The 20,950-nt window shown below is 45.8% G+C and carries 15 protein-coding genes and 3 tRNA genes; 17 read left to right on the plus strand and 1 reads right to left on the minus strand.

Annotation, left to right across the window (positions count from 1 at the left end):
* Window positions 1–191 precede the first annotated feature (191 nt).
* Window positions 192–264 (minus strand) — tRNA-Val (locus ABI430_03495).
* An 83-nt stretch (window positions 265–347) separates the two neighbouring features.
* On the opposite strand from ABI430_03495, the gene ABI430_03500 reads away from it, so the two are divergent.
* The 17 genes from ABI430_03500 to ABI430_03580 all read left to right on the plus strand — a co-directional run bounded on the left by ABI430_03500 (window position 348) and on the right by ABI430_03580 (window position 20,947).
* Window positions 348–623 (plus strand): acylphosphatase, encoded by a 276-nt coding sequence (locus ABI430_03500; protein ID MEO8637938.1) that lies wholly within the window; start codon window positions 348–350, stop codon window positions 621–623.
* Window positions 624–631: 8 nt separating this feature from the next.
* Window positions 632–1,501: an RluA family pseudouridine synthase gene (locus ABI430_03505; GenBank protein MEO8637939.1), complete on the plus strand. Its 870-nt coding sequence runs from the start codon at window positions 632–634 to the stop codon at window positions 1,499–1,501.
* Window position 1,502: 1 nt separating this feature from the next.
* Complete coding sequence (locus ABI430_03510; GenBank protein ID MEO8637940.1) at window positions 1,503–2,306, plus strand: rhomboid family intramembrane serine protease; 804 nt, start codon at window positions 1,503–1,505, stop codon at window positions 2,304–2,306.
* Between the two features lie 76 nt (window positions 2,307–2,382).
* Window positions 2,383–2,826: a 50S ribosomal protein L19 gene (gene rplS / locus ABI430_03515; GenBank protein ID MEO8637941.1), complete on the plus strand. Its 444-nt coding sequence runs from the start codon at window positions 2,383–2,385 to the stop codon at window positions 2,824–2,826.
* 72 nt (window positions 2,827–2,898) lie between these two features.
* Window positions 2,899–2,980: transfer RNA gene (locus ABI430_03520), tRNA-Leu, on the plus strand.
* 3 nt (window positions 2,981–2,983) lie between these two features.
* Complete coding sequence (locus tag ABI430_03525; protein ID MEO8637942.1) at window positions 2,984–3,265, plus strand: hypothetical protein; 282 nt, start codon at window positions 2,984–2,986, stop codon at window positions 3,263–3,265.
* Window positions 3,266–3,325: 60 nt separating this feature from the next.
* Window positions 3,326–4,660: a hypothetical protein gene (locus ABI430_03530; GenBank protein MEO8637943.1), complete on the plus strand. Its 1,335-nt coding sequence runs from the start codon at window positions 3,326–3,328 to the stop codon at window positions 4,658–4,660.
* Between the two features lie 74 nt (window positions 4,661–4,734).
* Window positions 4,735–4,808 (plus strand) — tRNA-His (locus ABI430_03535).
* Window positions 4,809–5,161: 353 nt separating this feature from the next.
* Window positions 5,162–6,250: a Fic family protein gene (locus tag ABI430_03540; GenBank protein ID MEO8637944.1), complete on the plus strand. Its 1,089-nt coding sequence runs from the start codon at window positions 5,162–5,164 to the stop codon at window positions 6,248–6,250.
* Window positions 6,251–6,539: 289 nt separating this feature from the next.
* A complete protein-coding gene (locus tag ABI430_03545) occupies window positions 6,540–7,484 on the plus strand; it encodes a M23 family metallopeptidase (GenBank protein MEO8637945.1) in 945 nt (314 codons plus the stop codon).
* Window positions 7,485–7,660: 176 nt separating this feature from the next.
* On the plus strand, window positions 7,661–8,800 hold the full coding sequence (locus ABI430_03550) for a quinone-dependent dihydroorotate dehydrogenase (protein MEO8637946.1): 1,140 nt from the start codon (window positions 7,661–7,663) through the stop codon (window positions 8,798–8,800).
* Window positions 8,801–8,811: 11 nt separating this feature from the next.
* A complete protein-coding gene (locus ABI430_03555) occupies window positions 8,812–9,783 on the plus strand; it encodes a D-glycerate dehydrogenase (protein ID MEO8637947.1) in 972 nt (323 codons plus the stop codon).
* A gap of 72 nt (window positions 9,784–9,855) precedes the next feature.
* A complete protein-coding gene (gene gpmI / locus ABI430_03560) occupies window positions 9,856–11,385 on the plus strand; it encodes a 2,3-bisphosphoglycerate-independent phosphoglycerate mutase (protein ID MEO8637948.1) in 1,530 nt (509 codons plus the stop codon).
* Between the two features lie 24 nt (window positions 11,386–11,409).
* On the plus strand, window positions 11,410–12,219 hold the full coding sequence (locus ABI430_03565; GenBank protein ID MEO8637949.1) for a pyruvate kinase: 810 nt from the start codon (window positions 11,410–11,412) through the stop codon (window positions 12,217–12,219).
* Window positions 12,220–12,233: 14 nt separating this feature from the next.
* On the plus strand, window positions 12,234–13,511 hold the full coding sequence (eno, locus tag ABI430_03570) for a phosphopyruvate hydratase (protein ID MEO8637950.1): 1,278 nt from the start codon (window positions 12,234–12,236) through the stop codon (window positions 13,509–13,511).
* Between the two features lie 53 nt (window positions 13,512–13,564).
* Window positions 13,565–14,299 carry a ZIP family metal transporter gene (locus ABI430_03575; GenBank protein MEO8637951.1) on the plus strand — a complete coding sequence of 245 codons (735 nt, stop codon included), beginning with the start codon at window positions 13,565–13,567 and terminating at the stop codon, window positions 14,297–14,299.
* Window positions 14,300–14,725: 426 nt separating this feature from the next.
* Window positions 14,726–20,947 carry a tail fiber domain-containing protein gene (locus ABI430_03580; protein MEO8637952.1) on the plus strand — a complete coding sequence of 2,074 codons (6,222 nt, stop codon included), beginning with the start codon at window positions 14,726–14,728 and terminating at the stop codon, window positions 20,945–20,947.
* Window positions 20,948–20,950 lie beyond the last annotated feature (3 nt).

A 20,950-nucleotide genomic window follows, 5' to 3' on the forward strand; every position in this document is an offset into this window, starting at 1 on the left:
CTCAGCGTCGACAAAAAATTACAGGGGAATTTTTTGTGCGCGATGCAGGACTCGACCCTTACAGGGTCAGTACCCCAATTGGATATTTTTCTTCGAAAGCTCCAAAAATATCTCAATCGGGCTTCGAGTCCTGACGAAAGTACTCCCAGCACTTTCTCAGCGTCGACAAAAAATTACAGGGGAATTTTTTGTGCGCGATGCAGGACTCGAACCTGCGACCTTCGAAGTGTAAATTCGTTGCTCTACCAACTGAGCTAATCGCGCAATATATGAAGGAAATATAACAGGAATATACATACGTCGCAAGAAAATAGCGTAATATGAGCTTTTGGCATATAATTTTTTTAATGAAAAAAAGAATCGAGTGCAAAGTGGTTGGGCAGGTGCAGTTTGTGGGATTTCGCTATTTTACCGACAGAAAAGCGAAGCAACTTGGCATCGTGGGCACCGTAGGGAATCTCGATGACGGAAGCGTCCGTGTCATCGGGGAGGGAGAGGAAGATAAACTCAATGAGCTTGTTTCGTATCTCAAAAAAGGACCGGCATTTGCAAAAGTCGAAAATGTCGAAGTAGTGTCGACTGCTCCACAGGGTGTCTTCACAGATTTTCAGATTATCTTTTAAGCTGTATCGTGAAAAAAATTTCACTTCTTGATTCCATCGGAATTCTTTTTGAAGATGAAAACTATCTGGTGATTAATAAGCCAGCAGGTTTAGTAGTGCACTCTGACGGCAAAACTGAGCAGGAGACATTAACTCAATGGATTCTGAAAAAATATCCCGAGATGAAAGAAGTTGGTGAGCCGCTTAAAATAGAATCTAGATTCATGATTCACGATTCAAGACAAGATTCACGACAAGAGAATACAGACGATTCTTCTCCTGAATCTAAATTCATGAATCATGCGTCTACCCTTATCTACCGCCCCGGAATTGTCCACCGATTGGATAAGGAAACATCGGGGGTGTTGCTCATCGCCAAAAATCAGGAGGCGTATCTTTCGGCGAAGAAGCAGTTTCAGGGACGAGAAATAAAAAAAGTGTACAACGCCTTTATCTATGGAGAGATGAAGGAAGAAAAAGGGAAAATCGAAAGACCTATCGGGAGAAGCAAGAATGATTTCAGAAAATGGACTGCGCAAAGGGGCGCTCGGGGTGAAATGAGGGAAGCGGTTACGAACTACCGCGTCATCAAAAAATCAAAAGGTTTTTCGTATGTCGAGGTTTCGCCCGAAACTGGAAGAACCCACCAGATCCGAGTTCACTTCAAGGCAATCAATCATCCTGTTGTTTGCGACAAACTGTACGCGGAAGGCAAAGAATCCGCACTCGGATTTACACGGCTTGCTCTTCACGCCTGCTCTCTAGAATTTGTGCTCATGGGAGGCAAACGGCTCAAAGTGGAAGCTCAATTGCCCGAGGATTTTGTGCGTGCTCTCAATTTGCTTGATACTATGAGCCAGGAGCGTTATGCTATAGAAAATTATATTGAGAATATATAGGATGAGATTTTCTATCAAATCATCAATTGGAACTTTCGGATTAATTGTCGTCAACATTATTGTTTTCGTAATTTTTGGATTCACTTCATCACCTGAAAATGACGCTCAAGTATTGGGATGCTTAAAACAAAATCATCCAGAATGTGTTGCGGTATCTTCTATTGATGATTTCTCAAAATGTGCTGTCGCCAATCCTCATGGGAATCCAGATTTTTGCATCTATAACATTAAGAAAACGTGCCTAAACAGCCAGAAAGTTTTACATGACTGCTTTCCTCGTGAGGCAGAGGTGACGCAAAATTTAAGTTTTGTCCCTGCTCTATTTGGACAAGGTAAGAATCTTTATACCCTGATGACATCAATGTTTATGCATGTAGGTTGGGCACATTTGCTTAGCAATATGATATTTCTATTTTTGACGGGCATTTTCATAGAAAAAAGACTGGGCACCGTAAAATTTTTGATTTTCTATCTTCTAGTGGGAATCTGTTCAACGCTATTCTATTACGTATTTAATGAGTCAAGCGAGGTTGCCCTCCTTGGAGCATCTGGAGCAATTTTTGGATTGATGGGTGCAAATTTAATTCTTGATTTTTTCAAACCTGGACCAGATGATATGGGCACTCCGTATTTCAAAGTTCAAACTCTTGTTCTTATGATTTTTTATCAATTCGTTTTCCAGATGTTTGATCCAGGGGGAGCCATCGCATATCTAGGACACATCGGAGGATTTATTGCTGGAGTAACTCTAATTTTTTATTTTAAGAAAAAATACGACGTTTATACACCGACTCCTTCTTATTAATTTTAGCCGAATGATTTTCAAGGAGAAATGGCATGATTTGCCCGAATGGTACATCTGTGATAGATTGTCCGAACATATGGAAACAACAATTGCAAAAATTTCTCCCATTTCTCCCATTTCTCCCGTGAATATGGAAGCAAGGAAAAAGTGGGACATCCGAGCAGGGGACACGATAAAGGTATGGCAGAAAATCAAGGAGAAGGACAAGGTCAGACTTCAGCTTTTTGAAGGCTTGGTGCTTGCCGTCAAACATGGCAAGGAAGCAGGGGGAACATTTACCGTGAGAAAAATAGCGAGCGGAGTAGGGGTTGAAAAAATTTTCCCTGTGTATTCTCCTGTCATAGACAAAATTGAAATTGTAAAAAGAGCCAAAGTGCGCCAGGCGAAGCTCTACCACATTCGAAGAAAAGCCGCGAAAGAAATTCAGCGAGAAATGAGAAATATAAGAAGCGTGAAGGATGAGGAGCCGGTGCCGAACGAGGAGCCGAAAGAGGCCGTAACAGAAAAAAAAGCGGAATAATCAAAAAAGAGGCATTGCCTCTTTTTTCACAACGATTGAAATTCCGATAGTCTTTCTGCATAATACTCACATGCCCGGGTGGAGAAATTGGTAGACTTACTACCTTGAGGTGGTAGCGCCGAAAGGCATGCAGGTTCGAGTCCTGTCCCGGGCACAAATGGAAGAGCGAATTCAAAATTTAGAAAAGGAGATTGAAACCATAAAAGAGCGAAATCTCCGCGTAGAGGCAGATAAAGCTTGGGAAACAAGCAGTTTTCGGATTTTTTCCATTACCGGAATTACGTATGTCGTTGCGACTTTTGTTTTGTATTTTTTAGGCGCAAAAAATTATTTTCTAAATGCGTTAGTTCCTACAGTCGGCTATTTTCTTTCAGTGCAAACACTGCCTGCGATAAAGCGGAAGTGGATTGAGAAATTTTTGAATAGAAAATCGCAGTAGTTTTTTACCTGTTGAAAACTTTTCTTTCAGAGCGTGACATCTCATGGTAATATAGTACCTATGGTTACACCAGAACTTTTAGATTATATAAAAGGAGCGAAACAGCGCGGTGTGGGCGACGACGCTATTCGAGGAGTGCTCACAAAGAACGGCTGGAAGCAAACCGACATTGAAGAAGCATACAATCTTACGCCGAAAGAAATTTTTGCAACAGAGCCACCTCCAACGTCGAGACAGTTTCTCTCCGAGAAAAACTCTCCTCCGAAAGAGACAATCTCGCAACGGATGAATCTCGCGCCCGCGCAACCTCGCAAAAGTAGGTGGAAGGGACTTTTGATAACGCTCATCATTCTTCTTCTTTTGGCGGGAGGGGCAGTATTTGGATACTACAATTTTAGCGAATATTTTGATTTTCATCCGGAGAAAAAAATTTTTCAATCAGTTTTCAATCTAGCGGAGGTCACGGGTGCAACTGCCGACGGTTTTTTGTTGGTAAAGAGCGAGGGCACCGACGTTAAAATTTCCGTAGAAGGAGCTTTTTTCAAGCCAGCTGTCAATCAATTCAAAGAAACGGGTAAGGTGATTCTCGATGTGTTCTATACCCCTCCCGCTACTTTCGAGCCGAGTGATGTCGCTCCGAGCCCGATACAATTAACAGTTTCTCTCGATACGAGGATACTCGACAATGTTCTCTATTTGAGACTTGACCCAGTCTCCTCGCTCGGTGACCTTGGAAAAATGGGGTTCGATACTCTTAAGGGTCAGTGGATTAAGGTGCCCTTAAAGGAAGCCGAGGAGCTTTCGAAGGAAAAGGTTCTTCCGGAGGCCGATAAATTTGCGCCCCTTAGCAATGAAGATGTGGACGCGATAAACAAAAAGTACGCAAATGTGGACAGGCTCATTATTGATAAAAAAGGCAAAGAAACGCTAAATGGTGAAAGCACGAGCTACTACGTTTTTCACCTGAATCCCGAGATGCGATCTTTTCTTAAAGAGTTGCTCGACGAGTCATTGGTCAAGAAGGGCGCGAGCGCGCAAGACACGACAGACGCAAATACGAAATTTGACGAAAGTTTTGCCTCGCTTCTCGATCACAAAGTCGAGATGTGGATTGCCAAGGACGGTCTGCCTCGCAAAATTACGTTTGAGGCGACAGTCAAATCTCCCGCGACTGAATTTTCGGAAAGTAAGGAATCGCAAGTAAACAGTGAGGCAAGTTTCAAAGATTTCAACAAAGATATTACCGTTGATGCTCCACTTGAATCAAAGACTTTCGATGAAATATTGCAGACCATATTCGCCTCACCCACGGTGCCCATATCAGCCACATCTTCTCCAACGATGACCGGCTCGACCACAATACCGGCGTCAACAACCTCTTCTCCAACTCTCTAGATTTTCCCTAATTGCCATTTTTTTTCGACGTGGTAATCTAAATTCACGAAAGTTAACGAGTAATTTTTGATATGGTGACTATGGTGTAGCGGTAGCACACGAGCTTGTGGAGCTCTTAGTTTGGGTTCAACTCCCAATAGTCACCCCAAAATAATGAGATAAAGACGCTAGTGTTTAGCGATTATATTTTGGGAGTGAGTATTGTGAGTTGAAAGACGGAGGCGGTATACAAGAGAGCTTCTCTGCTTGTCGCCGAGTCGGGGTCGAGAGTACTTTGGCTTTTGACATTTTTCATGTCAAAAGACTTAGTAACTCGTGACCAACTCCCAATAGTCACCTCAATATAGCTCAACGGGGCTTTTAATTAGGGCTTATAAAAGCTTTATAAATAAGGGTTTTATGCTTATATGTCACTTTATCATCAAAAAGTTGACTTATTGGATGGACTATGTTAACCTAGTCAACATAAGATGGTTTATTGGTTAAATAAATCTATAGAAAATGACATTCAATAAAAATCATCCATACGACGACTTACCCAAACTTCCCCCTACTAGCGACTTAAGAGCGGAAAGATTTTCCTCTGCCCTAGTTAAGGCTCGGGCTGAACTCGCAGAATTAAAAGGTTACCTTCATTCTATTCCGACAAATCCCATGCTTATTATCTCACCTTCAATTTTACGTGAGTCTATTGCCAGTTCAGAGATAGAAGATATTCACACAACACTTGTTGATGTACTGCAAACTCAATTATTGTCAGATGAAATAAAAGGTTCAGGGGCAGATAAAGAAGTTTTGCGATATCGTGACGCGCTTGTTTGGGGTTTTGAAAAAATGAACGAGACAAGTATCTCTACTCGACTTATTTTAGGTGTTCACAAAAAATTGATGCCACATCTTCCCGAGGAATATCGAAAGGACCAGAATTATATTGTTGACAGAGCCTTGGGAGAAAAGTTGTATACGCCCCCATCTCCAACTGAAATATCACGACTTATGTATAACTGGGAAAACTTTGTCAATAATTCTGTCGATCACTTAGACCCCCTTATTAAATGTGCAATTGCCCACTATCAATTTGAAGCAATCCACCCTTTTGCTGATGGGAATGGGAGAACAGGTAGAATTCTCATTGTTCTCCAGCTCATTAAGGAGGGTTTGCTTCCATTGCCCACATTGTTCATCAGCGGTTATTTAATCAAACACAGAAGTGATTACTATAAGCACCTTCGTGAAATTACCTATTCAGGTGAGTGGGGCGGGTACATTTCTTTTATGCTTGATGCTTTTTATCATCAAGCTTTTGAGACTAAACGAGTTTTGCTCTCAGCTAAATATGCTTATGATTCATTTAAGAAAATACTCAAGATTGAACATTCATCGATTTATTCTGCTGATCTAGTTAACTCACTATTCTCTTTTCCAGTTATTAATCCAAATAAATTAGCCAAAGAATTGGGAACCCATAGGGTTACTGCTAGTAAGTATCTGAAGGCAATGACAAAAGCTGGATTATTGCGTGAGTATAAATCAGGTACATATCACCTGTATTTAAATTTCCGGCTTATGGATGCCATGCAAAATAAATAAAAATTAAAAGTTAAATATAAAGATATATGGAAAAGAGAAATGTAAAAAGTGCGGAAGTGAAAATATTATTATGGTTGAGTACGATATGATGCACCCGGAACATTACGATGGTGTAAGCGAAATAGATTGTCAAGATTGCACGACTCGAATTGGACGTTGGTCAGGTAAAGAATTAGATAAAGGTGAATCCGAAAAAAGAACTGGCAGGAAATAAATCATAAACAAATGACAAGCAGGAATCGCGCTTTTTCAAATTTGGAAACTTGCTCCAACACAACCTCTGATTAACATGAAAAAAATTTTGCTTGCATGTCTTTGCTTGGTGGCTGTCGTTTCATCAGTTTTGCTTTACAAAATAAATTTTACCGAAAAAATAGTTTCGGAAACTCGTCTTGTGGCTACCGTTTCTCCCACGGCTTACGAGACACAAAAAGCAAAACCCGTAACCCACATATCCATTAGACCAGAGAAAATTTATCCGGGCGACCCAGTTTTTATCACCATTGACTCTCCCGAGACTGTCAAAGAATTATTTTTCGACAAACAGAAAATTTCGGTTTTTGAATATGAAGGCAAGCCTCGAGGACTCTCTGCCATAAACTTTTCCGAAACAAATTTGCTTCATGAGGTGAAAGTAATTTTCACGGATGGGCAGATTGCTACAACTTCCGTGGCGATAGCGCCCCGAGCGAAGATAGAAAGGCCGGTAGGCATTCCGGAAAAGTTGGGAGGCAATACGAAAGAGGCGGGGAAGGCGCTTGTCACAAATTTGGCGATTGAAAATGCCGTTCTTGCAGACATAGAAACGACGGAGGCAATTTTGTGGAAAAACGCTTTTCAGTTTCCTCTCGACGATGTTTTTGTTACTGACCCGTACGGCTACAATCGCGATACGGTCGGGCAAACAATAGTACACAAAGGAACGGATTTTCGCGCCGTCGAGGGCACCAAGGTGATGGCAATGAACGCAGGTGTCGTGCGTCTAGCGAGGCAGTTCACGGTATATGGGAACACTATCGTTATTGACCACGGGCTTGGTGTCGCCACTCTCTATATGCACCTCTCTAAAATCAATGTGAAGAATGGGGACACGGTCACAAGAGGACAGGTAATAGGTGCGAGCGGGGAGACTGGGTACGCAGAAGCTCCGCATTTGCATATAAGCGTAAAGATAAAAGGTATTTCTATTGACCCTATGACATTTCTCGGGTTTTTCTCAAATCAGAGCGAATAAAGAACGGATGAGCATAGCTCGATTGCTAGTTTTTTTCAACTGTTCACAACTGGTTTTGCTATTTGTAGTCGTGGTATACTAGTTGCACTAGTTTGAAACTTACTAGTGAGGGTTGTATTTATACAGAGAACATCCCCAACCCCTTTCTTAATACCAAACAGAGTTACTATCAATCTATGAGTAACACAACTTCAATCAAAGACAGCAGTATCAAATTGAGAAACAGTATTTCTCACACGTTGTATAAGAATGTCCTTAAGCCGGTATTTTTCCGACGGGATCCCGAAGCCGTCCACGACCGCATGACTGGGCTCGGTGTGAGTCTTGGCCATTTCGCGTTGGGAAGGAAAATTACTTCCGGGCTCTTTGGCTATGAAAATGCGATGCTGAACCAAGAAATTCTGGGAATTAAATTCAAAAATCCCGTGGGCCTCTCCGCCGGCTTTGATAAAAATGCTCAATTGACGGACATACTGCCCTCGGTTGGTTTCGGCTTTGCCGAAGTCGGCTCGATTACGGGGGAGCCCTGCCTCGGGAATCCGAAGCCAAGACTGTGGAGGCTTCCGAAATCCGAAAGTCTCGTAGTGTACTATGGTTTGAAAAATGACGGATGCGAGGCGGTAGCAGAAAGACTCAAGGAAAAGCATTCGACAATTCCAATCGGCGTGAGTATTGCCATGACGAACTGCAAAGAAAATGTGTGCTTGAAAAATGGAGTTGAAGATTTTGCGAAGGCCTTTAAGGTAATGGAATCATTGGGGGATTACGTAACGGTAAACATCAGTTGTCCGAACACAGACGCGGGACAGCCTTTCATTGCTCCGCATAAGCTCGACTACCTTTTTGATATTCTCGATGAGATTCCGACTCAAAAACCTATTTTCATAAAACTTTCGCCTGATTTGTCACATAGCGAGATTGGCGCTCTCCTCGATGTTGCCCGCAAGCACAGAATCCATGGAATTATTTGTACAAATTTGACAAAAAAAAGAAGCAATCCAAAAATTGTTGATGAGAATGTTCCTGAAGTCGGCGGAATAAGCGGGAAAGTGGTAAAAGATTTGTCCGATAAATTGCTCGCTTATGTCTACAAAAAAGAAGGCGCTCGGTTCGTGCTCATCGGTTCCGGTGGGGTAAGAAGCGCAGAAGACGCATACAGGAAAATTAAACTCGGCGCGTCTCTGGTGCAGATGATAACGGGAATGATTTTTGAAGGTCCGCAGGTGGTGAGCGAAATCAATCGAGGATTAGTAGAACTCTTGAAAAGAGATGGTTTCAAAAATGTTGGGGAGGCAATCGGCGCGGAAAACTGTTAAGATGAGAGCGTATGACAAAAAAAATTTTCATCACAAGAAGAATTCCCGAAATAGGAATCAATAGACTCAAAGACCGCGGATACGAAGTGGACATAGGAAAGTGGATTGACCCGCCTACCTCTAAAGAGATAATTAAGTATCTTAAATATAAGCCTTACGATGCGGTAGTCACGCTTCCCACAGACCCAATTAACCGAGACGTGTTTGACGTCGCGCCTCAAGCGAAGATTTTTGCCAACTACGCAGTTGGTTTTGATAATATTGACCTTACAGAGGCGAAAGCGCGCGGAATTATGGTTACTAACGCCGCCGGTTCCTCGAGCTATCCTGTCGCCGAGCATGCGATGGCGCTCATCTTCGCGCTCTCGACAAGAATCGTTGAGGGCGATCGATTTATGAGGGAAGGGAAGTTTCGTGGCTGGAGACCGGAGCTTTTTATTGGGGAGGACGTGCATGGCAAAACGCTGGGTATTGTCGGCACGGGAAAAATTGGAGAAATAGTGGCTTCGATGGCGCATAAAGGTTTCGGCATGGACATTTTGTATTATGATATAAAAAGAAATGAAGCGATTGAAAGAAATGACTCGGCCCAGTTTGTCCCCACAGTCGAGGAAATCTTAAAAAGAAGCGACGTGGTTACGCTTCACGTCCCACTCAATGATTCGACGCGCCATCTTATTAACGAAAATCATTTAAAAATGATGAAGCCCACCGCGCTTCTCGTGAACACTTCTCGCGGGGGAGTGGTAGATGAAGTGGCACTTGTGAGAGCTCTCAAAGACAAAGTAATTAGGGGAGCGGGACTCGACGTGTTTGAATTTGAGCCGAAGCTTGCGAGGGGTTTGTCGAAACTTCAAAATGTTATTCTCACTCCGCACATCGCTTCTGCTCGACAGTCGGCAAGGGACGCTATGGCCATTTCAGTTGCGGAAAATATTGTGAGCTTTTTTGAAACGGGGAAAGCCCTCAATCCAGTGTACTGAAAAGAGTGTAACGTCTGAAAAGAGGGCAGGTGTAAGGTTTAAGGTGTTAGTATGAAAAGAGAGAAGAAAAAAATGGAAAATAAAAAAATCATATGTCTCATTGTGCTTGACGGCTGGGGTTACCGCGAAGACAAGAAAAATAATGCGATTGCTTCCGCCAAGAAGCCGTTTTTTGATTCGCTGTTGCTGAAATACCCCCATGCGCTCCTCCAAGCTTCCGAAAAGTATGCCGGTTTGCCCATGGGTCAAATGGGCGACTCCGAGACCGGGCATCATGTAATCGGCGCGGGGAGGATTCCGGAATCGGACCTGTCTCGCATTTCTCGAGCGATAGCGAGCGGAGAATATGGGAGAAGCCCGAGCTTCAAACGGCTTTTTGAACATGTGAAAAAAAATAATTCAGTCTTGCATGTTCAGGGGATGCTCGGTCCCGGAGGCATTCACAGCCATACCGACCACCTCTACTCATTTTTGCGCGCCGCCAAGGAGGCAGGAATCGCAAAAGTCGCCATTCATGTTTTTACCGACGGACACGATACTCCTCCTCAATCCGCCGCAGGATATATCCGCGAGTTGCAGGATTTTCTCGACAAGCTCGGTTTAGGTTTTATCGCCACGATTACGGGGAGATACTATGCAATGGACCGTGACAACAATTGGGACAGAGTAAAAAGGGCGGAGGAGGCGATTTTTGAATGCAAAGGCGCAGTGTGCAGTCCCAAAGATGGCGCGCTCTACATAGATGAACTGTATGAGAAAAAACATATTGATGACAATGTAATCGAGCCCATCGTCTGCCTAGATGAGAAAAATAATACGTGTGGAATAAAAGAAAATGACGGAATCTTTTTCTTTAATTTCAGGCCGGACAGGGCGCGCATGATTTCGAAACTCATTTTGGACCGCGCGAAAAAAAGCAATATCTATTTTGCCACAATGACCGAATACGACAAAGGTTTGAAAACTGACGTGGTGTTTCCCGCAATCGCGCTTCCCAACACGTTGGGAGAGGTGATATCGGCGCACTCTTTGAAGCAGGCGCATGTTGCCGAGTCGGAGAAATTTGCCCACGCGACCTATTTTCTAAACGGAGGGAGGGAGAAGCCGTATGAGGGTGAGGAAGATAGTTTAATTCCGAGCGTCAAGGAAGTGAAAGGCGTAAAGATTCACGGGTATGATGAGGTGCCGGAGATGCGAGCGGAAGGCGTCGCGGATGAAGCAATTCGACAGATCGAGAAAGCCACAGATTTTATTTTTGTAAATTTTGCCAATGCCGATATGGTGGGGCATACTGGGAATGTTCCTGCGATTATAAAAGCGATTGAAACTTTGGATGGGGCGCTTTCGCGAGTGATTTCCGCGCTTTTAAAAGCCGGAGGAGTAGCTTTAATTACCGCCGACCATGGCACTGCGGAATTGAATATTGACCCGAAGACAGGCCTCAAGCACACGTCACACACACTCAATCCCGTTCCCGTCATTCTTACCAAGGAAGGCGCGAAATTAAAAGACGGGGGATTGGCGGACGTTGCTCCGACGATTCTTTCGCTTTTTGGAATAGAGAAGCCGAAAGAAATGACGGGGGAGAATCTTATCGAGTGAAATTGTATCCTCACACTACTTTTTATGTCTATCTTGAAATCAAAAGCTCAAATAATTGCAACCATAGGACCTTCCTGTTCAGCCGTTCCCGTTCTTTCCGAAATGATTTCACACCAAATGGATGTTGGTCGGCTCAATTTGTCCTGGGGAGGATTTGATGAGCACACGCGATATATTGAGGCTATCCGTGAGGCAGGAAAAATCGCGGGAAGAAAGATACTGATTCTTCTTGATTTGCCGGGACCTAGGATTCAGACTGGAGGAATTCACACCTACGATAAGGAAGCGACTTCAGTTCTCACCGACGAGGACAAAAAATGTATTCAGTTTGCCGTCGACCAAAAAGTTGATTACATCGCTCTCTCTTTTGTCGGAGACGAAAAAGATGTTTTGGAGTGCAGAGACGTAATCAAAAAATGCGGGGGCAGACAACCTGTCGTGTCCAAAATCGAGCGAAAGAAGGCGCTCCAAAATCTCGATAGCATTGTCTCGATTTCCGACGCTCTCATGGTGGCGCGAGGGGACTTGGGCGGAGAAATTCCTCTTGAGCAAATTCCTTTCGCTCAAGCGGAAATAATTCAAAAAGCAAAGACGGCGGGAAAGCCCTCGATCACGGCGACGCAGATGCTTATTTCCATGATGGATAAAGTGACGCCGACGAGAGCGGACGTAACCGATGTGGCAAACGCCATACTCCAAGGCTCTGACGCGGTGATGCTCTCGGAAGAAACCGCCGTCGGAAAGTTTCCCATAGAAGTAATCACGATGATGGAGAAAATCGTCGTTGAGGCGGAAAAACATATGAAGGGTATTTTGCATGTGAACCCTTTATAACAGGAACTATTTTTATGCCTATCATTAAATCATTAGACGCTTTTGAGATTCTTGATTCAAGGGGGCATCCCACTTTAGAAGTGGTGTGCGAGTTGGAAAAGAATGTTGTAGCTCACGCATCCGTGCCGTCGGGCGCGAGCACCGGTGTGCACGAAGCGTTTGAGCTTAGAGATGGAGACGCGAAAAGATACGAGGGACTGGGAGTCTTGAAGGCAATTCTCAATGTGAAGAGCGAAATTGCGGAGAATGTTCGGGGACACGAATTTGACCAAAGAACGCTTGATGACACACTTGTGAAGCTTGATGGCACGGAGAATAAATCTCGTTTGGGAGCCAATGCTATTCTCGGTGTTTCTTTGGCATTTGCACGGGGGAACGCGCAAGAAAAGAAAATCGAGCTCTTTGAATATTTAGGCTCGCTCGCGGATAACACCCATTTTTCTTTACCCCAGCCCATGCTGAATGTCATAAATGGAGGCAAGCATGCTGACAGCGGACTTGATATTCAGGAGTTTATGATTGCTCCGCAAGGGTTCGATACCTTCCGAAGAAAAATGCAGGCGGCGGAAGAAATTGTCTCTTCGCTTAAAAAAATTCTGGAAGAAAAAGGGTATCCGACAAGTGTCGGAGATGAGGGCGGTTTTGCGCCCAAACTTTCGTCAAACGAAGAGGGGTTTGAATTGCTTATGGGTGCGATTGAGCGAGCGGGGTATCGTAGCGATGAGACGAAACTTGCCATTGACGTCGCGGCTTCGAGCTTTTACAAAGATGAAAAATATCATTTGAAAATTGACGGCAAGAAAAAAAGTGAAACGAGTGAAGGAATGATTCGGTGGTACGAAACATTGGTTGAAAAATACCCCTTAATTTCGATTGAGGACGGCTTTGCCGAAGATGACTGGCAGGGGTTCACCGATCAAATGAAAAAGATGGGAGAAAAAATTCAAATCGTCGGGGACGACCTGACGACGACGAATGTGAAGAGAATACAGACTGCCATTGAGAAAAAAGCCATAAATTCCGTGCTCATAAAACTCAATCAAATCGGAACACTTTCGGAGACGTTAGATGCCATTCAATTGACTAAAAAGCAGGGCTGGACGCCTTTCGTGTCTCATCGTTCGGGTGAGACAACGGATACCTTCATCGCGGACCTCGCAGTCGGACTTTCATGCCCGTATATAAAATCTGGGGACTTAATCCGTGGTGAGCGGGTATGCAAATATAATCGACTGATGGAGATAGAGGATATTCTCACAAATCATCAACGCGGGGGAAGTAAAAATTTTTAGATTTCGAGCAAGGCGATATCGAGCAATTTTCTTTTTACTCAAAACAATATTCCATGATTATTTTAATTTCATTCGCCACATTTGTCTTCACTCTTTTGGGCGGACTGTTCGCGCTTCGGCTTAAGGACAAGCTCCATCTCATTCTCGGTTTTTCCGCCGGTGCGGTGATTGCTGTGGCTTTTTTCGACCTGATTCCCGAGGCGCTCGAACTCGGAGAAACATTTTTCGAAAACGGAACGATTCTTGCCATTACTGCTCTGGGTTTTCTCTCGTATCTTGTTCTTGACCGGTTGGTTTTTATTCACGCTCATGCTCACGATGAAGGCGATGAAAATGGACATAAGGCGCACACGCATCGGGGTATTCTCGGCGCGGGAAGTCTTTGCATCCACAGTTTTCTTGATGGCGTTGCCATTGGACTCGCCTTTCAGGTTTCGACAGCGGTGGGAGCTATTGTGGCAGTTGCCGTTTTGACGCACGATTTTTCGGATGGAGTGAATACTGTGAACCTCATTCTCAAAAATAAAGGCGAAGGTCGTCACGCTTTTCGCTGGCTCATTGCCGATGCTGTCGCTCCTGTTTTGGGCGCCGTCTCTACGCTCTTTTTTGCCGTTCCGGAGCAGGGCTTGAGCATTATTCTCGCCCTTTTTGCGGGCTTTTTTCTCTATATCGGCGCGAGCGATCTTATTCCGGAGAGCCATCACGCGCATCCGAAATTCCTGACGACGGCTCTGACCATTGCGGGCGCTGGCGTGCTCTATGTGGCTATACATTTTGCGGGGGTCTAGTCGTTGGGAGACATTCTCTGAAGCGAAGATGAATTTGGATTACGCCCGCCCGTGCCGAAGCCACGTTCGGGCAGGCCCGCCCGTACCCCCGTCCGAACGGATGTCTCCGCCAGAACCCGTCCGAACGGAATTTCGTCCGGGCGGATGACTCTGTCGGGCTGGCAGCCGGGCGGGGAAGCCACGTTCGGGCAAGCCCGCCCGTACCGAAACGGCACGTTCGGGCAGGGATTATGGAATCTAAGATGTCGCCTTCTTCTTTTTTAAAGAAGAAGGCGACTTTTTTATAAAGGATTCAGCCGATTCTGATGTACCCCGTAGTGAATTTTGGCATTGCGGGAAGCGCATGTGAGGGGTGCCAAAATCTACTACGGGGTTATCCCCACTTTTTTTAAGTATTGCCAATGCTTCTATGATAAAATATGGCTTATGCGAAGGCGATTACAAAATACGGCCGGGGGTTTTTCAACTATTTTTTCTTTTTTAGTATTCGGAGCCACCTGTTGTATTTCTCTCTTCTCTTACTCTCTCCAAGAAGGATACCTAACAAGTGTTCTCACCGCTCTTCCTTCTCCTCTTGGCATTCATGTAGCGAATGGGGAAGGTAATTATGCCGCGTCCGTTGCGGACGCGGCCCTCTCCCCGCAATCTCTCTCGCTCTCCTCTCCTCCCATCACCCAAAACCCAATCTACGTTCCCCAATTCAATCTTGAAGAAGTCACCGAGTCTTACGCAACCTATCTCAACGCGCTCTACGTCTCTCTTCAAAATCAATTCACTACTCTCTCCCACCTCGCAATCATCGAAACAGCTCCTGTCGCAAGCTTCGTGAGCACTTTCGACAATCCGAGAGAAAAAATTAACTCCACCGTCCTCTCCGAAGACATTCCTGCCGATTCTTCACTCGCATCTCTTCCCCTTGCAGACGCTTCACTCGCATCTGTCCCTCTTGCTCTCGCAGACATCTCACTTTCCGACACCGCTTCACAACCCGCACGCTTATCCTGGTGGCAGAAGTTTCGATGCGTCATTGACCCCTTTGTTCCCTGGGCCACTCCCTCCTATTGTCCCAAAAAGAGCGAGCCCAATGTCTCCATTACTACAATCACGAACTCCGTAGCTTCAGTCACAAACTCTGTCGCTACAGTTACCGACTCTCTCTCGCTCACCCTGTTGAACTGGTGGCAGAAACTTCGATGTTTCGTCGACCCCTTCATGCCCGGAGCCACACCTGCATATTGTCCGAAACCAACCGTGCAAATCACGCCTGCGCCCATCTCTTCCCCCACGCCTTCTCCTCTCTTTTCTCTTTTTCAGAACAACCCGTCTACCACAAACATCACCCAAAACCCTACCTACTACACCACCTACACTACGCAAGGTGTCCCACAATCCTACGTCGACGCTCTTTTCACGAATCTCCAGAACCAACTCTACGGTCTTGCTCTCCACGAATCCCTCCAGACCGACCGAATTTTTGACAGTATCAGACGCTCAAACTCAAGCTCTAACTCAAATTCGAATTCAAATTCAGGCGGAAGCAGTGGAAGCGGAGGCACCCTCACCTCTCTCGATGCTTCCGGAGGCACAACAGGTCTCTCCTTTACCGGAGGCCCGATTACCACTTCAGGAACGCTTACCCTAAATGGCACCCTTGCCACCACAAATGGAGGAACTGGCACCTCCACCTCTCCTTCGCAAGGACAGCTTCTTCTCGGCAACGCTCTTGGAGGATATGACCTTGTCGCAACTTCGTCTCTCGGCATCGTCGGTGGGGGAGGAGGCATAACTGACTTGTCCACATTCACCACCGACGATCTTTCCCAAGGCTCAACAAATCTGTATTCGCAGTGGTTGACTTCCGGCTCCAACATATTTTACAATGCGGGCAATGTTGGCATTGGCACCACTACTCCCCAATTTGATCTTGACGTAGATGGCACTGCTCGCTTCGGCTCTCTCGTTACCGGAGGACAGACGATCGGTGGAGACTTTGCCGTAACAGGGAATACTACCTTGGACACATTGAACGGACTTCTCTTTGGCACGAACGGTCTCGTGGGAGCTGTTGCAACTTCTTCTCTCAACATTAATTCTGACAATCTCGTCCAAGGTTCCACCAATCTTTTCTTTTCCAATACTCTCGTCAATTCTTTCGTGAACGGCTCAACTACTATTCCCAAGACGTACACGGCCAACACCTTCACCGGCAATCAAACGTTCAATGGTTCCAACCTTTTCGGAGGCGCGGCTACATTCAACGGAGGACTCTCCATTGATGCATTGAACGGACCTCTTCAAGCCAATAACGGCACAGTCTCTGCCACCACATCAATCGGAGTGCTCTATGGAGGCACTGGAACTTCTACTCCTCCCTCACTCGGACAGCTTCTTCTTGGAAATGCATCCGGAGGATATGACCTTGTAGCGACTTCATCGCTGAACATTACCTCGAATCTCGCTAGCGTCTCCGGAACTCTCGGTATTGCTAACGGTGGCACCGGCGCGACTTCATTCGGACAGGGTTGGCTGTTTTCAAGCGGAGGCACAGGAGCGCTCTCGGCTTCGTCTTCTCCGACCGTTGCATACTTGACGGCGACCTCTACAACTGCGACCTCGACGTTTGCGGGAGGCATACGAGCTTCATGTTTTTCAGTCGACGGCATCACTTGTATAACTGGAGGAGGTGGAGGAGGGTCGGGCACAGTGGGCTCTGGCACAACGGGACAGATTCCTTACTACGCGGCGAACGGAACGACTTTGACCGCGACTTCATCGATCTTTCTCGCGCAGAATGGGAGAGTTGGGATTGGAACGGTGAGTCCTCAAGCTCTTCTTGATGTAGGCGGTTATGGAAGTCCTGTGTTTTCAGGAACGGCACTTGTTGTAAAAGCCAACAACACGAGTATCGGAGGCATTGAGGTATCTAACGCGGGAATTGGTGGGTATTCCGCACTATCGCTCTATGGAAGTGGTAGTGCGAGCGTGTCTATTTTACAGGGGACAGGGACAAATTTCGGCACGATTTTTGGCCTTAGTAACTTTGCTACTGCCCAAGTGGTCGCAACCAATAATCTGATTCTTAAAACAAACGCGGCGAACCCAATGCTTTTTGCAACCAACAACACAGAAAGGATGAGAATATTATCGAATGGCAACATTGGCATTGGCACCACGTCTCCTTGGCGCACGCTCTCCGTAAACGGCTCATCTGATTTAGGAACAAACGCTCTCGCCGGTTCATTTACCGCAACTTCCTCTAACGCCACTTCAACATTTGCGGGAGGAATAACGTCACCTTGCTTCTCAATCGACGGCATCACTTGTATAACTGGAGGAGGTGGAGGAGGGTCGGGCACAGTGGGCTCTGGCACAACGGGACAGTTCCCTTACTTCGCTGCGAATGGCACGACTTTGACGGCCACGTCATCCTTGTTTCTCGCATCATCGGGGAATGTGGGGATTGGTACTATAACTCCGAGCGGACAATTGTCCATAAATATCAATAGGGCTAACAGTGGGTATAAAACATGGGACGTTAGTAGTCAAGGTGTGTTCGATGGGTATCAAAACACTAGTGATAGCGTCAAAAGGATTTTGGATATAGTGGCTATCGGATCACAGGACGGAACCCAAGGAGGTGGTGTAATTCGTTTTATTACAAATCCAGCAACATCTAATACAGGTGTTGAGGCGATGAGGATTGATAGGACAGGCAACATCGGCATTGGCACCACTACTCCTCTCGCAAAACTTTCCGTGAAAGGTGCGGGTTCCACAACAGGCGTGAATTTCCAGACGACCAATTCAAGTGACACTCCTTTATTTACCATTTTAGATAGTGGCAACGTCGGGATTGGAACTTCTGCTCCTCAACAGCAACTAACTCTTTCAGGTACTTCAAGTGTAAGTATGCTTACAGAAATATTTTCAAACGATACAGCATCCGGAGGTATTTTGGGATTGAAAGCAAGAGGAACATTAGGAACTCCAGCAGTGCCACAAGCTAACGATAATCTCTTTAGTATTGGAGCGGGAGGATACAATACTGTGACTATGTACAACTACAATAAAGCATTTTTTGGTATGAAAGCTTCACAAACTTGGACTTCAACTGCTAATGGTACATATATGACTTTTGAAACAACTCCTAATGGTTCAACTACTCGAGCAGAAAGAATGAGAATTACGGATGCAGGCAACATCGGCATAGGCACCACTACGCCATCGGCAAAACTCCAGATATCTTCTGATACTTCTATTTTGCGCCTCTCAAGCTCGGTGGGGACAAATGGTTTTGACTTTGCTAGAAGTACAGTAACAGGAGGGCTAGAAATACAGGGCAATCAAGTAGGATTTAATAATATTATTCTCGCGCCTACTTCCGGCAACGTCGGCATCGGCACCACCTCCCCATGGCGCACGCTCTCCGTAAACGGCTCATCTGATTTAGGAACGAACGCTCTCGCGGGTTCATTTACCGCAACTTCCTCTAGCGCTACTTCAACATTTGCCGGTGGAATACGAGCTTCATGTTTTTCAATTGACGGCATCACTTGTATAACTGGAGGAGGTGGAGGAGGGTCGGGCACAGTGGGCTCTGGCACAACGGGACAGTTCCCTTACTTCGCTGCGAATGGAACAACCTTGACCGCGACTTCGTCAATCTTTTTGGCGACATCGGGGAATGTGGGGATTGGTACAACGACACCTGGATCAAAACTAGTAGTTTCTTCCGCTTCTGGCGGTACAGCTCCATGGTTTACTCCCGATCTCTTGATTCAGGGTCCAGGGGCCGGAGTTTATATGCAAAATACTGGTGCTGGAGGGGGCTTTGGACACGTAGGGGTTGGGGGTACCTCAGGAAGTCTTATAATGTCTTTCCCAAGCACTAAGACATTACAATTTCAGTCTACTGACGGGTCAATCTTCAATCCGAGGATGGTAATTGATGGAGTGACCGGCAGCGTAGGGATTGGAACTTCTGCTCCTCAACAGCAGCTAACTCTTTCAGGTACTTCAAATGTAAGTATGCTTACAGAAATATTTATAAACGATACAATATCCGGAGGTATTTTGGGATTGAAAGCAAGAGGAACATCAGGAACTCCAGCAGTGCCACAAGCTGACGATAATCTCTTTAGTATTGGAGCGGGAGGATACAATACTGTGACTATGTACAACTACAATAAAGCATTTTTTGGTATGAAAGCGTCACAAACTTGGACTTCAACTGCCAATGGTACATATATGACTTTTGAAACAACTCCTGCTGGTTCAACTACTCGAGGAGAGAGAATGAGAATTACGGATGCAGGCAACATTGGTATCGGGACGACGAATCCCAGCACAAACAAACTCGTAGTCGTCGGAGACATTCGAGTGGGCACCTCCGGAACCAACGGATGTCTCCAAGGATTTGGTGGCGCAGCTCTAGTTGGTTCTTGTTCTTCCGACATCAGATTAAAAAAAGACATCATTCCTTTCACTAGCGTTTTGGATAAGTTTACACAATTGCAACCCGTCTCTTACTCTTGGAGAAATGATGAATTCCCTGATCGTGGTTTTGGCACAAGCAGAGTATCGGGACTCATCGCGGATGATGTGCAAAATATCTTTCCAGAACTCGTAGGGGAAGACAGCCAAGGGTACAAGACAGTGAGCTACGGAGTTGGTTTGCAGATGCTTTCAATCGAGGCCATCAAGGAGCTAAAAGAACGCAACACCTCCCTCGCTTCTCTCGCCTCCACAACCGCAGAGTCACTTTCAACGAACGTCGGACTTTTGAATTCTTCCCTCTCTACATCTCACCAGACAGTTTCGAGTCTAGCTTTAGCTCTTGACGCAACTGACAAGAAAGTGAACGAAAACTTCAGCTCTCTTGACTCTAAGATTGCCGATATCGCAAGTACTACCAAAAATCTAGCATCATCACTCCTCACTCTCGACTCCGCGCTACCCTCTACGCTTGCCTCTACCCTCACCGCAAGCTCCACCTTCATAACATCCATCGCTTCCTCAACCGCTCTCCTTATTGCTTCTTCAACTGCCGACACCCTCGCTTCATCATCCCCATCGTTCATCACTCGAGTTGCTTCTGCTGTGCAAGAGCTTGTGCAGTCGGCGGGCGAATGGGCTCTCACCAAAATCACTGCCACTTTGGCAGTCTTCACTCACGTGGAGACGCAGACCTTGAAAACCGAAACCGCAGAGGTGACGAAGGGGCTGGAGATGACTGATGCGGCAACAGGCTCGGTGTATTGCGTCATCATCAAGAATGGAGATTGGGATAAGCGAGCGGGTTCGTGCAACTCGGCAACTTCGACCGCGCCAATTTCAATACCTCCGACAGTCGATTCTCCGGATACATCGAATTCTTCCGATTCTCTCCCAAAAGAGTCTTCCAATGAGTCTGCGGATGCGACTACATCGACAACTACGACCGAGATATCTGCGGAACAATCTGAGGGCGACACCTCAACTACCACGTCAGACGAGGGCGAAAATCCTTCGGCCCCTTCCGAAATTTTGACTCCATCTATTCCGCAATCGTCTGCTGAAACAGAGTCTTCTCCATCTGAAGCTATTCCTTCCGTTTCCGAACCAGTGTCCGAAGACACAGGTCGCTCCGAAAGTGCCGAAACGTCGTGAAAA

This window comes from Candidatus Taylorbacteria bacterium, assembly GCA_039934295.1.
GTDB lineage: Bacteria > Patescibacteriota > Minisyncoccia > Phycocordibacterales > HO2-43-120 > HO2-43-120.